We start from the raw sequence: 14,753 nt of genomic DNA, 5'->3' as shown, positions 1-14,753 counted from the left end.
CCCTTTCCTTCATTCTCTAGTCTACCCATTGTAGCATAAATCACGACGATCAAGCCTTAATCGAGTAACCGGATTTTCAAAAACCCTCTAACAATTGATTATAAATCATAGTCGAGTGCCTGTCATTTTTATGTTTTAATAGTAGTAATTGAAATTAACTTGGAGAACTACTATGTTTAAAAATATTAATCCCCTCAAATGGCGGACATCAACTAAAGCTCTATGGATGAGTTTTCTGTTGCCGATGGTGATTATGCTAACTTATTTTGCTAGCCGCCATATGGCACCATTCGGATCAAGTTCCATCCTGACCGTCGATCTTGGCCAACAATATATTGACTTTTATGCTGGCTTTCGCCAAACAATTTTACACGATCCTTTACGTATCTTTTATGATTTTTCCAAAGGATTAGGTGGTGAGACATACGGTGATTGGGCCTACTATTTATTAAGCCCAACTAATTTTTTATTATTGCCCTTTTCAAATGTCCACTTACCAGCTGCTATCCTACTGCTGACTGTATTAAAATATGGTCTAGCCGGCTGGAGTTTCGCCTTTGCTATTCGTAAAATGCATTGGCAAATTGGCTGGCGCCTACCATTATTTGCCGTTTCTTACGCTTTTATGGGCTGGTTTGTTGCCAATGATTTGAACTTACTCTGGTTAGATGCAGCCATTCTACTGCCGTTGATTATCACTGGTTTAGAAAACTATCTCACGCATGAAAAAGGCTGGCCTTTTGTGGTAGCCTTAACAGCCGTCATCATTGTTAATTACTATATGGCCTACATGATCGGTGTTTTCCTTATTCTGTACTTTATTTGGCGATTGACTTGGCAACCCTACCGTTTCAAACAACGGTTAGCAATGTTACGTCGCTTCATTCTTGGCGGTATTATCAGTATTGGCTTAGCAACCATCGTTTGGTTACCGACTGCCTACACTCTAATGAACAGTAAAGGGCAACACATGTTGGCCAACCTAAGTTGGAAATTTGAGTACCAACCAGCCGATATCTTAGGCAAACTTTTCCTAGGAACATTTAATTTTGAACAGATGCCCAGCGGCTTACCAAATATTTTCATTGGTAGTCTGCCAATCATCATTCTTTGGTTCTTCTTTACACTCAGGAACATTCGCTGGCAAACGCGTGTTGTCGCATTTGTTGTTACTGCCGTCCTAGTTATTTCAATGATGTATGCGCCATTAAATCTCTTATGGCATGGTTTCCAATTCCCAGTTTGGTATCCTTATCGTTTTTCTTATCTATTTAGTTTTTGGATTTTATGGTTGGTCGCTTCAATCTGGTCACCTTATTTACGACTTTCTTGGTACCAATTTTTAACCTTACTAATTCTTGCTAGCGGTGTCTTTATCTATCTGTTCTCTCGTATTGGCGATTTGAACTTTATTACGGCTGCACAATTATACATTGGTGGTGGCTTCTTTATTGTCCTACTACTACTGCATATTTTACCTGCGAAAATTAAGTTTTGGCTACCAGCTGTAACCTTAATTGTTATTGGGGAAATGTCGACTAGTACAGTCTGGACACTCAATAACTTCAGCTACCTCACAAATACAGAATATCAAACCTATATTCGTAGCCTTAATAACATAACAAAGAATTTACCCAAGAGTAGTACTGACTTTTATCGAGTTGCCCAATCTTTCCAACAAACAAAGGGTGATCCATTGCAAGGTAACTATCATGGTGCCTCAACTTTCAGTTCTGCGTTAGAGCACCAACAAAGTGATATCATGGCGGCCTTCGGACAACCTGAGGGTGACAATTACATTGCCTATTCAAGCGGTACGTTAATGACCGACTCATTATTGGGGATGCGTTATCTACTACAACCCACTGGTAATCAGCCAACCGTTAGTGGTACACCAACAAATATGCAAACCTATTCACGCTCTGATACAAACGGTACTTATCAACTGGTCAATCAAACAAAGCAAGCAATTTTGTCTCAAAACCCCAATGCATTACCACTAGGGTTTGCTGCCAGTGATAATGTCCGCAATGTTAAGTTCAAAGAAAATGATCCTTTGCGAAATCAAAATACTTTATGGGGAAGCTTGAACGGCTATAATCAACAAGATATTTTTACGAGTGCTAATTTTTCTAAATCAAGTGCAAGTAATTTGAATGCACCTGCAACCATTACTGGTGCTTACTTAACTAAGCAAAACAATAACGAAGGTGCCTCATTAACGTTAACTTACGTGCCCACATCAAATAACCCATACTATCTAACCCTTGGTAATGCTGTGACGAATGACAACTTAGAAATCCAATTGAATGGACAAACATTGCCAGCTATTCCAAGCCACCGTCATACGATTATTGTGCCTCTACCGGCGCATGCCAAGGGACAGTCGCAAGAAGTAACTTTTTCACTGAAGAAGAAAGACGTTTGGTTACAAAATGTTTCGCTATATCAAGGTAATCAACAACAAATAAATAAACAGGCCAAAGCGTTGCAACAGCATCCGTATAAGATCAAAAAACAATCACCAATTAAAATTAGCGGTGAAATTACGATGCCCAAAAAAGATAGCATGATGATGACAACCATTCCTAAGTCGTCTGGTTGGCAAGTTTATGTTGATGGTAAGAAAACAAGTACCGTCACGGTCGGAAAATTCTTTATCGGTGTTCCCCTTGAATCTGGTAAACACCAAGTAACTTTTAAATTCAAAACACCGTTGTTCAAAATTGGCGCTATTGTCTCACTTGGTTTTCTACTAGTTGTCCTTGGTTTTAAATGGTCTGAAAGCCAGAAAAGGCAACACACACTGCTTTAAAACCCTCAAAGCTCTTTACACACGCATATCTACGTGGTAATGTAAATCTTGAAACTTTGGGGATACCATTAGTCTAAATAAATAATTTATTACACAGGAGAACACAGTCATGGCTGAAGAAAAAACATTTCCGATGACTATCGAAGGAAAAGCCAAAATCGAAGAGGAATTAAACACACTAATTACAGAAACACGTTCTGAGATTACTGGACGTATTCAATTAGCACGTAGTTTTGGTGACTTATCGGAAAATTCAGAATACGCATCAGCAAAGGATGAACAAGCCTTTGTTGAGGGCCGTATTAAAACATTGCAAAACATGCTTGATAATGCTGAAATCATTGATTCATCAGAAATTGCTGACGATGAAGTTGCCGTTGGTAAGAAAGTAACTTTTAAAGAGTTACCTGACGAAGAACCAGAATCATATAGCATCGTTGGTGCGGTTGAAGCTAACCCATCAGAGGGTAAGATTTCAAATGAATCACCAATTGCAGCTGCCTTAATTGGTCATAAAGTTGGTGATAAGGTTGCAGTTATATTGCCTAACGGCTTTGATATGGATGTTGAAATCCTATCTGTTGAAATTGCATAGTTTTAAAAAAGACGAACATGAATTGAAAAAATTCATGTTCGTCTTTTTTTATTGCTTAAAATCTATTCATTTGTTGCTACTTGTGCGATAGCTTGCAAAACTTCTTGACCATACTTATCTGCTTTTGCTTGACCAATTCCCGAAATATTAAGTAGTTCAGTCAATGATTTAGGTTGTTGGCGCGCTAATTCAACTAAAGTTCGATCATTAAAAATGATAAATGAAGGTACTGATGTTTTCTTGGATAATTCTAAACGCCACTTGCGTAGTTCAGTAAATACTGCTTTTTCAGCTTCGTCTAAATCATCTTGTGTCAATGGTGAACCAGTCGTAACCCGATCATCAATCATTTGTTTTGACTGACGTCGCATCACTTGAAGTTCACCTTGCAAAACTTGTAACCCAGTTTTCGAAACCATTAAGCCACTATATTCACCAGTTATTTGCAAATAACCAGAGGCCAACAAAAAGTCAATCAATGAAGCTATCTTAACTCTTGGTATCCCTTTCATTAAGCCAAAGGTCGGTAATTGATCAAAATGTGCCCATTTAAATTTTTCTGGTACATGACCACGCAAAGTATCTGCGGTCACAATTTTCCCAAAAGCATCCTTATTGTGCCGAGCATTTCGCATACGCACAATATGGCTTAAAACTTTTTGTGCATCAGTGGTCACATCAATCGTTGTTCGTGTATCTAAACAATTTGTACAATGCCCGCAAGGTAAGGTTTCTTCCCCAAAATAACGTGTAATGTACTGTTGCAAACAAACCGTTGTGGCTCCATAGTTGGCCATTTCTTGCAATTTATTCTTTTGTAAACGTTGATACTCCGGCGTTTGATTATCACTATTTTCAATAAAGAATCGTTGCGTTTGTAAATCAGCTGCTGCATAAAGCAAGATAGCCTCTGCTGGTAAATGATCACGGCCGGCACGACCGATTTCTTGATAATATGCCTCGATTGATCCGGGCATACTGTAATGAATAACAAAACGGACATTAGACTTGTTGATTCCCATACCAAAAGCATTAGTCGCTACAACAACATTAGCGCGATCAAACAAAAAATCATCTTGTGCCTGATTACGTTCCTCATCAGTCATCCCCGCATGATAGCCAACGACCGATAAGTGTCGGCTAGTTAAAAATGCCGTCAAACTCGTTACTAGTTTGCGCGTTGGCACATAAATAATCCCCGCCTCGTCGGCATGTTTTTGCACATAACGTTGGACATAATCATCCTTATCTTTCTTTTTTAAACCCGTTTCCATCCGAATCGTTAAATTATCACGGACCACACTGGTACGCACTGTATGGTCAATAGCCAAGCGTTCTTCTAAATCCTTTTGAACGCGTTGCGTGGCCGTTGCCGTTAATGCCATAACCCGAGGAGCTGACATCAAATTATTGATTAGATGAACAGCTTCAAGATAATTTGGTCGAAAATCATGCCCCCATTGTGATAGCACATGGACCTCATCGATCACCACCAATGAAATGTCTAAACGATTCAATAAGGCGTAAGTCCCTTCACTTTTTAACCTTTCAGGTGCCAAATACAATAATTTTGCTTGGCCATTTAACAGATGGTTCATCGCATGATGATAGGTTTCTTCATCTTGTGTTGAGTTTAAAGTCACTGCATCAATGCCATTCGCAATTAGTTCGTCAACCTGATTTTTCATCAATGAAATCAACGGTGAAATAACCACTGTAATCCCTGGCAGCATTAATGCTGGCACTTGATAAGTAATTGATTTTCCACCACCAGTTGGCATAATTCCTAGTGTCCGTTTACCAGCTAGGACCGCATCAATAATTTCAGCCTGTCCTTCACGAAAATCATCATAGCCAAATGATTGTTGTAATGTCTCTAATGCTGATTGCATAATCCGCTCCTTTGTTGATTAATAAAACGACAATGGAAAAGCCACATGTTAGGCTTGTCGACGAAACATGTGGCTTTATCCTTATTCTTAAAGACCCAATGCTGATATTAAGTCTGTCATTCTAATTATCTGCTGCGTCTCCTACAGCAGTATTACCTTCTTCTAAGTCACCAGATTTACCTAAGTGATCATCGTAATTTGCAGAATAGTATACCTTACCATTCTTCAAATTAGCAACGAAGTATAGGTAGTTTTTATCACGATCCTTAGGGTTTAACACCGCTTCAATCGATGATGCTGAGGGGTTGTTAAATGGTCCCGGACCATAACCAGAATACTTGTACAAATTATAAGGATTTGAACTTTGCACATCCTTATTAGATAAGTTAGTTTTCTTCGTCTTAAGGGCATATTTTGTGGCAATATCAGACTGCAATGGCATATCTTTATCAATACGGTTCAAGAAAACACCCGCAATTGTCTGACGACTATCCTGGTCAATTCCTTCACGCTCAACCAATGATGCTAACGTCAATGTTTCATGGACCGTCAAACCAGCGTCTTTGATTGTATCAAACTGATTCTTTAACTGCGTGTACGATTGTGCAACCATCTGATTGACCAATTCACGGGCGTTATTAGAATCCTTCCAATTATAAGTAGCTGGGTACAAGTAACCTTCTAATCGATAACGGATATCCTTTGCATTTTTACTTGATGCTTCTGAGTCAAGCAAACCTGGGTATGCTTCTTTCAACCGATTAAAGAATGCCTTATTGTTCACAGCCTTTAAAAACTCTGCTTTGGTAAACTTTGTTTTTTGACCAACTTCAGCGGCAATATCTTCAATGGTTTCACCCTCACGTACCGTAATCGTTTCTTGATTATTTAATGGTGATGAAGCGCCACCGTGACGCAAAGTTTTAACCATTTCGTTTATTGAATCCGATGGTGCAAATAAATAATACCCTGACTTCAAATTAGAAATATCATGAGACGATACATAGTGGACGAAAGCTTTTTTTGAACGAATCAGCTTTGCTTTGTCCAACTTGTTAGCAACGTCTTCTGCATCGTCGCCATCTTTAACTTTAACTTGCTTATTTTTCTTATCCTGGCTATTTAAAGCAGAATAATCACGTTCGTCTTGATAATTCAATACAAAGGCAATACCACCAGCAATAAGTGCTACCAATACCAAGAAGAGAATAATCAACCGCCATTTCCCTTGTCGGCTACGTTTCCTACCTTGCCTACGTTTACCGTTGTTCATAATAAGTTCTCCTAAAATCATCTTTAATAAATAACGAAAATAGTCGCCATTACCCAAGTATATCAGTAATAGCGGCTATTTATATATTCTTTAATTAAACTTTAACGAATTTCAGCACCAAATTGTTCAGCTAAAGCACCGGCAATGTGATCAACTGTTTGGTTTGTTTCTTCATCAAGCATGGTTTGTTCAGCATTAATAAATGTTAGACCAAAGGCAACTGACTTCATGTCACTTGGGACATTACCACCAGTATAAACATCAAAGATAACAATATCATGTAGATGTTTACCACCTGCCTGTTGAATAGCTTCTTCAATCCGTGAAGCAGGTACATCACGGTCAACTAAGATGGCTAAGTCACGTGACACTGCTGGATAGCGTGAAATTGCTTCATAGCGACCTTGGTGCTTTGGTAATGCAATAATTTCATCTAGGTTCAACTCAAAGGCAAACGTTTCATTGATACGGTATTCTTTGGCCGTCATTGGATGGATTTGACCCACAAAACCAATCAACGTATTACCAACGTAAATATCAGCCGTCCGTCCTGGATGCATGTCCGCACGCACTGTGTTGGCCACAAAGTGAACTGGTTCAACAAAGTCATAATTCTTTAGTAATTGCTCAACAATACCCTTTAGCACATAAAAATCAGCAGCTTGTGCTTTTTGTACCCAGGTACGTTCCGTGATATTACCACTCAAAACACCTGCAAGATGTTCAATTTCTTGTGGGCGCTTTGTCAAATCACCATCAGAAACAAAGACACGTCCTTGTTCGTACAAAGCCACATCAGTTTGCTTACGGGCAACATTATAAGCGACATCATCCAAAAGTCCAGTTAACAAACTACTACGAGTCTGTTGACGATCTTGTGACATTGGGTAATCCAATTGAATTGGTTCACCCTCATGTAGCTTAAACCGGTCAGCCTTTTCTGGTGTTGTCAACACATAAGAAATGGCTTGGTTTAAGCCTAGTCCTTCTAAGGCATGACGACTAGCACGAACTAATTGTTGCTTAGGTGTTAACTTTCCTGGCGTCGTTTCTCCAGTTGGCAATGTTGCTGGCAAATTATCAAAGCCGTACAAACGGGCAATTTCTTCAATCAAATCGGCAGCAATCGTAATATCCCAACGACGAGATGGAATAGTTACGGAAAAGACATTGTCATTTTCTTCATAATCAAAGAACAAACGATCAAAGACCGCAGCAATTTCAGCGGCCGTAATTGTTGTTCCAAGAACATGGTTTACCCGATCAACACTAACGTCAACAACTGGTGCTTCATAGGCATAATCTTGCGCAACAACACGACCCGCAGTTACTTGACCATCGGCTAATTCAGCAACCAACGCAGCGGCATGATCTAAGGCAGTAAAAGTATCCTCTACATTGACCCCACGCTCAAAGCGCATTGATGCTTCTGAATGTAAGCTTTGGTCACGAGCAGTATGGCGAATTGACTTTGGTTCAAAAATGGCACCTTCTAGAACAATATCCGTTGTTGCATGTGTCACTTCAGTTGATTCACCACCCATGACACCGGCAAACATCAAAGCTTCATCCCCTGAAGCAATGACAATATCATCAGCTGAGGCTTCACGTGCCACCCCATCTAATGTCTTAATCGCTTCCTTATCATGAGCGCGACGAACATGCACTTCTGCTTCAGGCAAAGCATTCAAATCAAATGCATGCATTGGTTGACCGTACATCAACAACATGTAATTAGTGATATCCACAATATTTGAAATAGGACGTATACCCATTGTCCACAAACGACGTTGTAACCAAAGTGGTGAATCTTTAACTGTCACATTTTTAACAACACGAACGGCATACTTAGATGCCAATTCAGCAGGTGCAGTTGCTTCAATGACATCACTAGTTGGCTCTTCTGTCTCGTTTAATTCAAATGTAGGTAAAGTTGGCTCTTCTGAAAGAATTGCTGCAACTTCCCACGCTGTCCCATTCATTGAAAATAGGTCTGCACGATTGGGTGTAATGCCTGTTTCCAACACATCATCATCCAATCCAAGTACAGTTAAAGCGTCTTCACCAGGTTGTAGATCTGCTGCATCAATATCGTTGAATACCCAGATACCGTCTTCAAAGTCCTTTGGCGCAACTTTATCTTCAAAGCCAAGTTCTTGTAAGGCAGCTATCATACCATTTGATAATTCGCCACGTAACTTACCCTTACGAATCTTCTTGTTATCACCAATAACTGAACCATGCTTAGCTAAAACAACGGTCTGTCCCTCAGCCACATTTGGAGCCCCAGTAACGACCTGAATTGGCTCATCTTCGCCGGCATCTAATTGCGTAATCACTAGGTGATCTGAATCAGGGTGTGGCACAACTGATAATACTTTAGCAATAACAACCTTTTTCATGTTTCCCTTAGGTTGATATTGCCCTTCTACTTCAACCGCAGTACGAGAAATTTTTTCTGCTAACTCTGAGGCCGGTAATGCAATTGGTAAATAATCGCGCAACCAATTTACTGAAACTTTCATTTTGTCTTATCCTTTCTGATCAAATTGCGTTAAGAAACGAACATCATTCAAATAGAAGTTACGGATATCTTCTACCCCATACTTAAGCATTGCGAAACGATCAGGGCCAAGACCAAAGGCAAAGCCACCATAAACTTCTGGATCAATACCAGACTTACGCAAAACGTTTGGATGTACCATACCAGCACCAAGAACTTCAATCCATTCAATATCTTCCGGATTCATGTCTGGCGTAACTGCATTCCAAGAAATATCAACCTCTACTGATGGTTCAGTAAATGGGAAGTATGATGGTCGCAACCGGATATCATGGGCTTCACCAAACAAATTGTGCGCAACAGCGAGTAAGGTTCCCTTTAAATCACCCATCGTAATGTGCTTGTCGATCACAAGCCCTTCCATTTGATGGAATTGATGCGAGTGAGTAGCATCATCAGTATCACGGCGGTAAACTCGACCTGGAGAAACCATCTTCAAAGGTCCCTGGTTAAAATCGTGAGCTTCCATTGTTCGTGCTTGCACTGGTGACGTTTGCGTACGCATCAAAATTTCCGGTGTAATATAGAAGGTATCTTGCATATCACGTGCTGGATGATCCTTAGGCAAATTCATGCGTTCGAAATTATACTGATCTTCTTCAACTTCTGGTCCTTCAATAACTTGGTAGCCCATACCAATAAATTGATCTTCCAAGTTCTCAATAATTTGTTGTAACACATGTGGCTGTCCTTGTTTAACAGAACGACCTGGTAAAGTCACATCGATGGTTTCAGATGCTAATTGTGCATCCAAAGCAATTGATTCTAAGTGTGTTTGACGCTCAGAAATGGCTGTTGTCAACGCATCGCGCACTTCATTTGCCAATGCACCAACGACTGGTCGTTCCTCTGGTGACAAGTTTTTCATGCCCCGTAATACTTCAGTCAAAGGACCTTTCTTTCCTAGCCAATGTACGCGTACCTGATTTAATGCCTTAACATCCGCTGCGTCATTAATTTGAACCAATGCTTCATCGCGTAATGTCGTGAGCTCATCTTGTAAACTCATATCTCTTCTCCTTAATATTCATAAATTTTTACAAATAAAAAATCCCTTCGATAATTACTTATCGAAGGGACGCTAATTAACGTGGTACCACCCAAAAAATTCAGTAGTCTCATAAAGACTACCCTCGGTTATCTGTTAACGGTGATAAACCGCACCAACTTTTCACTGATGAACTCCTGACTGAAATTCAATGTTCCAAAAGACAGGCTCTCACCACTTCCTGCTCGCTGATACTTAAGAAGACACCTACTAGGTCATTCATTGTTTCTTGCTTCATTGTACAACTTTATTTTAACTTTTCAAGTTCCTATTTTTCAGAGCATTGCCACTGATCTGACCACTCATGAATAGCCGTCATCATATCACGCATTGATTCACCACGTGGTGTCAACGCATATTCAATCAAAGCTGAATCATCATACGTACGACGTTCAACAATATCTGCAGTTTCCAATTCCTTCAGACGCTCCACTAAGACACGATCAGAACACTTTGATACTGATTGCGCTAAGTCCTTAAAACGGCGTGGACCATTGACTAACAATGTTTCAATAATCATACCATTCCATTTACGACCTAAAATTTCAAAAGTTGCGACAAACTTATCACAAAGCTTGTTTTCACATAATTGTGTTGCATCGGTCGTCTTATCGGTTACAACTACCATATTTTTTCTCCTTAACTAGCTTAATTTCTCTTCTCGTATATTCATTCTATGCTTTACTTACAAAAAATGCACGGAATAACTTCTAACTCCCACATGTTGTATTATATCGTCATTTGTTAAGCACGAAAAGAGTTGATTTGACAGATGGTGTATACTTATTTAGAAAAAATTTTAGAAAGATAGGTATAGTATTACGTCAAGCATTGACTCCCCTAGCATTTTTAATGCAACTTTTATTCAATTATTTATTATTCAAATTCTCAGTATGATGACGTTTTATAGTCTGTTTGTCATCATTGGTCCCTATTCGGTTAATACCTATCATGTTAGTACAACAATGGCTGGCTTGATTACTGGTATGACGATTATTGGTACCATGGTTGCTCGTTTTAGTGCTGGTATTATGACAGCAAAGTTTCGTGCTAAAAATTTAACTATTTTAAGCATGGTGATTCTCGTGCCAATCCTTCTCGCTTATCAATATGAAGGTGGTATCATCTATCTGTTGATTATCCGCTTTATTCAAGGATTAGCAGTTGGTTTAACTGGAACAGTTACCAATACCGCAGTCATCAACGTAATTCCAGCTGCACGACGCGCTGAAGGAATTGCTTATTTCTCATTAGCGACGATTTTAGGAACTGCCTTTGGTCCCTTCTTTGCCTTACTAATCGAACAACATTATTCTTACACCGTCTTATTTTGGTTAGAATTTTTTACAGGAATTATCGCACTGATTGCTTCATTTCTAATTGATGCCAACAAAGTAACGATTCAAGCAACACCAACTAGTAAAAAATTTAGCTTACGTACCTTGATTGAACCAAAAGTTCTCGGTATCTCACTGACCCTTGGTTTTGTAACATTTGGTTATGCAGCGCTACAATCTGAACTAGACTTTTATGCCAGTGACTTAAACCTAGTCACCTTTGCATCGTACTTTTTCTTAGTCTATTCCTTGGCAATTCTAGTGTCACGTCCAGTCGTGGGCCGTCTAATGGATAAGAAAAACGAAAATTACGTTGTCTATCCCGCATTAGTGATCTTAGCTATCGGCTTATTCATCCTTGGCAAAATGTCAAATGGTTGGCTGATGCTATTAGCGGCTATCCTAATTGGATTTGGATTTGGAAATTTCCAATCTGCCATTCAAACAACGACCACCCAAATGGTCCCTGCCGAACGATTGACTCAAACAACCGCTACTTACTTCATCTGCTATGAATTTGCATTAGGATTTGGTCCTTCTATGATTGGCTTTGTCCAACCATTCCTTGGTTACCAAAACTTATTTATCGTAATGGCAGTGATTGCCCTAATTGGTATTGTCTTATATTGCTTTATTCATGGTCGGAAAGTGAGCGCGCGATAATTTACATTTAAATACAAAAAGGAGATTGAGACTTATTTGAGTCTCAATCTCCTTTTTTGCTTAGCATGTATTCATTAGAAGCTTGTAAGTTTTATAGCATAAACGCGTTCCAAAAGTCTGAGTCCTTTTGTTTCGCGCTCTTTTTTATTAGTTTGTGTGAAATAAACGCTTCATTCTAGCAGAAGCTGGCGAGAAGAATTCAGCAATTGCCAAATAATCATCAACCAAGTCAACTAATAGACTTTCACGATAATGTGGTAACTCACTTGTAGCTCCCCACATATGCTTCAAAATAATATCTTTTTCCATTGGAGAAAGATTTGTTATTTTCTCGGCATTACGCAAGGCAACTCGTGGATGAATAAACGCATGTGATCCTAGTTCAAACTTTGTTTCACGCCAATCATAGAAAAACAAATCATGTAAGATTCCTGCACGCGCAACTGCGGTAGCATTTAAGCCAAAGCGTAAAGCTAAACGATAACTAACATAAGAAACCGTAATACAGTGTGTTAATCGATCTGAGTGGTGATGTTGTGTATAATTTGCCATTTCCTGTACTTGTGGATGTGACAATAAATCTTTTACAATATCACTATATACTTTATCTTTTTGCCAATCTAACATTGCTCTTCCCCCTCGCACAAACTTAGATTACTTTAAAAAACTTTAACGAGCCTTTAATGCAAACATCGCAACCCCTGCTGCAACTGCCACATTTAATGATTCTGCCTGACCAGATATTGGAATATATAGATTCTTAGTGGTCATTTGGGCCAATTCCGGTTGCATACCTTGCCCTTCATTCCCCATAATCAAAGCAAATTGTGTTTGTGCCGGTACTGTAAAGACATCGGCAGCTTCCGGATCTAACTGGGTACCATAGACGTTCATACCATTCTGTGTAAATGAAGCAGTCCAGTCTGTTAAATCACCAGTTGTTGTTGTTAAGTGAAATTGTGATCCTTGCATAGCGCGTAGTGCTTTAGGTGAATATGGATCAACCGACCCATATCCAAAGACGACCCCGGCAAAACCAGCAGCATCTGCTGTTCTAACCATCGTACCAACATTACCTGGATCTTGAATTGCATCCAAAAACAACCAAGCACCATCATGAATAAACTGTGGTTCACGCGTTGCATTAGGTAATGAAACCTCGGCAAAAATACCTTGGGGCGTCACCAAATCAGATAGTTTTTTCGCAATTTCTTCTGTAATTTCAAAAACGGGTACACCTAGTGGTAATTCCTCCTGGTGTTCTGCTAGTTGTTCTGCCGTTCCCATAACTGCGTGTAACTTACCATCATGTGTAATTGCTTCTTGTACTAAATGCCAACCATCAAGTAAATACGTACCACTTGCTAGGCGACCTTTTTTAGTCTGTAACTTCTGCCATGTTTTGACACGGCTATTCTTTGTTGATTTAATAGTTTCCATATATCTCATTATACGCTAAAAACTATTTTATTGCCTATGTTATAATTCATAAGGAGATCTAAATTAGCTATTTACTGAAGAAAGAAGGATAACATGCCCGTTTTAGATTTAAATGACACGGCAGCTGTCAAAAAATATGAAGAATTTGTGCAACATTCACCCTATGGTCAAGTCGGACAAGATTTAGGTTGGGCAAAAATTAAAAATAATTGGGAACCCCGCTATGCATATGTGACCGATGAATCTGGTAATATCATTGCCGCAATTTCAATGTTATTGACCCAAACAAAATTAGGTAAAAAATTTGCTTATGCTTCAAAAGGTCCTGTGATGGATATTACTGACCTTGATTTATTAGAAAAATTAATGGTTGAAGCAAAAAAGGCCATCGCCGATGATAATGCCTATGTGATCCGAATGGATCCAGAGGTTGTCTATTCGGATGAATTAAACGAACAACTACAAGCCCGCGGATTTGAAACTCGTAATCGTAATGTTGCTGATGAAGGGATGCACGCAACAATTCAACCACGACTAAACATGGTCTTGGACTTAAAGACAAAGCCAGATGCCAAAGAAACTTTTGATTTGTATCCCTCAAAAACAAAATCAAAGTTAAAGCGACCAATGCGTGATGGCGTAACCGTTCGTTATGGTAGTGATACCGCTGCAATGGATGCTTTTTATGAAACTTACGTCAATATGGCCAACCGTCACGGCATTACATATCGTCCAAAAGATTACTTTGAACGAATGCGTGATGCTTTTGGCGATAGCGATATCATGCGTGTTTATATTGCTGAACGTGAAGGTGAATTATTGTCAACTGGTATCGGCTTTAAATACGGCCGTAAAATCTGGTATATGTATGCAGGATCAAATGATGGTCCTACTTACTACGCACCTTACGCTGTACAAACTGCCATGATTCAATGGGCGCTTGATGAGGGCGTTGAATTATATGATATGGGTGGTATTGAATCACAATCAACCGATGATGGCCTTTATGTCTTTAAGCACACCTTCATTAAAGCGGATCCACTAGAATACATTGGTGAAATCGACTTGGTGCTTGATGAAGATGCCTATACTGAACTAGTACGTAAATAGAGATAGTGCGTCAAAAA

The 14,753-nt window shown here is 39.4% G+C and carries 11 protein-coding genes and 1 other annotated feature; of the genes, 4 read left to right on the top strand and 7 right to left on the bottom strand.

Features of this window, described 5'->3' with window-relative positions; translation table 11 throughout:
* Positions 1-172: 172 nt before the first annotated feature.
* Positions 173-2,815 (top strand): YfhO family protein, encoded by a 2,643-nt coding sequence (locus FFM62_RS03305; protein ID WP_115470235.1) that lies wholly within the window; start codon positions 173-175, stop codon positions 2,813-2,815.
* Positions 2,816-2,924: 109 nt separating this feature from the next.
* A complete protein-coding gene (gene greA / locus FFM62_RS03300; protein ID WP_115470234.1) occupies positions 2,925-3,410 on the top strand; it encodes a transcription elongation factor GreA in 486 nt (161 codons plus the stop codon).
* Positions 3,411-3,472: 62 nt separating this feature from the next.
* Here the strand turns inward: greA and recQ are convergent, their stop codons facing one another.
* The 5 genes from recQ to FFM62_RS03275 form a co-directional block, all read right to left on the bottom strand.
* The gene (gene recQ / locus FFM62_RS03295; RefSeq protein WP_115470233.1) at positions 3,473-5,302 is read right to left on the bottom strand and encodes a DNA helicase RecQ; all 1,830 of its coding nucleotides are present in this window, start codon (positions 5,300-5,302) and stop codon (positions 3,473-3,475) included.
* 121 nt (positions 5,303-5,423) lie between these two features.
* On the bottom strand, positions 5,424-6,575 hold the full coding sequence (gene mltG / locus FFM62_RS03290) for an endolytic transglycosylase MltG (RefSeq protein WP_115470232.1): 1,152 nt from the start codon (positions 6,573-6,575) through the stop codon (positions 5,424-5,426).
* Between the two features lie 101 nt (positions 6,576-6,676).
* Positions 6,677-9,100, bottom strand: coding sequence for a phenylalanine--tRNA ligase subunit beta (gene pheT, locus FFM62_RS03285; protein ID WP_115470231.1), 2,424 nt, complete (start codon positions 9,098-9,100; stop codon positions 6,677-6,679).
* A 6-nt stretch (positions 9,101-9,106) separates the two neighbouring features.
* Complete coding sequence (gene pheS / locus FFM62_RS03280; RefSeq protein WP_115470230.1) at positions 9,107-10,147, bottom strand: phenylalanine--tRNA ligase subunit alpha; 1,041 nt, start codon at positions 10,145-10,147, stop codon at positions 9,107-9,109.
* Between the two features lie 62 nt (positions 10,148-10,209).
* Positions 10,210-10,418: a binding site (T-box leader), on the bottom strand.
* Between the two features lie 36 nt (positions 10,419-10,454).
* Positions 10,455-10,814: a winged helix-turn-helix transcriptional regulator gene (locus tag FFM62_RS03275; protein WP_075270187.1), complete on the bottom strand. Its 360-nt coding sequence runs from the start codon at positions 10,812-10,814 to the stop codon at positions 10,455-10,457.
* A 190-nt stretch (positions 10,815-11,004) separates the two neighbouring features.
* On the opposite strand from FFM62_RS03275, the gene FFM62_RS03270 reads away from it, so the two are divergent.
* Positions 11,005-12,186 (top strand): MFS transporter, encoded by a 1,182-nt coding sequence (locus tag FFM62_RS03270; RefSeq protein ID WP_307722224.1) that lies wholly within the window; start codon positions 11,005-11,007, stop codon positions 12,184-12,186.
* Positions 12,187-12,333: 147 nt separating this feature from the next.
* Here the strand turns inward: FFM62_RS03270 and FFM62_RS03265 are convergent, their stop codons facing one another.
* Together FFM62_RS03265 and FFM62_RS03260 are read right to left on the bottom strand one after the other, a co-directional pair.
* Positions 12,334-12,813: an HD domain-containing protein gene (locus FFM62_RS03265; RefSeq protein ID WP_075270189.1), complete on the bottom strand. Its 480-nt coding sequence runs from the start codon at positions 12,811-12,813 to the stop codon at positions 12,334-12,336.
* Positions 12,814-12,855: 42 nt separating this feature from the next.
* Positions 12,856-13,626, bottom strand: a complete 771-nt coding sequence (locus tag FFM62_RS03260; RefSeq protein ID WP_115470228.1) for a TrmH family RNA methyltransferase — start codon at positions 13,624-13,626, stop codon at positions 12,856-12,858.
* 93 nt (positions 13,627-13,719) lie between these two features.
* Here FFM62_RS03260 and femX point away from each other — a divergent pair, with 93 nt between their 5' ends.
* Complete coding sequence (gene femX / locus FFM62_RS03255; RefSeq protein WP_115470227.1) at positions 13,720-14,736, top strand: UDP-N-acetylmuramoylpentapeptide-lysine N(6)-alanyltransferase; 1,017 nt, start codon at positions 13,720-13,722, stop codon at positions 14,734-14,736.
* The last annotated feature ends 17 nt before the right edge of the window (positions 14,737-14,753 follow it).

Origin of the sequence: Weissella thailandensis (assembly GCF_005405465.1) — a bacterium.
In the GTDB taxonomy this organism is placed as follows: domain Bacteria; phylum Bacillota; class Bacilli; order Lactobacillales; family Lactobacillaceae; genus Weissella; species Weissella thailandensis.
This window is presented reverse-complemented; position numbering and strand designations above follow the sequence as displayed.